General features: G+C 53.4%; 1 pseudogene. It reads right to left on the reverse strand.

What is annotated here, in order from left to right:
• A pseudogene (locus R7Z77_RS26715) lies at positions 1-609 on the reverse strand (fructuronate reductase); the annotation flags it as partial.

Genomic DNA, 609 nt, shown 5'->3' on the forward strand with positions numbered 1-609 from the left:
GGTCGCAAATCTGACGTAGTGTCTCTGCCATTGGATCGCGAACATCAATGTCGTTGCCTTGCTCGTCCACGCCGGATACGTAGCGCATCCAACCTGCAATCGCCGTTGCCAACCATGAGAAGTTAGAACCTTGAGCAAGATGGAATCGTAAGCTGCCACCCATGCGTTGTGGGATCTTCTGGCTGCCGTCCATCGCGATTTGCCATGTTTTGTGCTTCAGGCTTGGGTTAGTGAAGCGCTCGATAAGCAGCTTGGCGTAGCCTTCTAAATCGGTGCCTTCTGGCATGGTCAGCGAAGGGGCTTGTGCTTGCATCATCATGTCGAATGCCGCTTTGCGGTAGCCTTCGTCTGTCATGGTGTCAGAGATGTGCGCGTAACCGCCAAGGTAGCCTAGGTAGGCTAGGAACGAGTGGCTACCATTTAGCATGCGCAGTTTCATTTCTTCGTAAGGCACAACGTCGGCAACAAATTCTGCGCCAGCCACGCTCCAATCCGGGCGACCTGCCACGAAGTTATCCTCGATAACCCATTGGCGGAAAGGTTCACAAGCGATACCACATGGATCTTCACAACCTAGTAGCTCAGCGATTTCGGTCAGTGTCTCTTCGG

Source organism: Vibrio sp. 1401 (assembly GCF_033340295.1).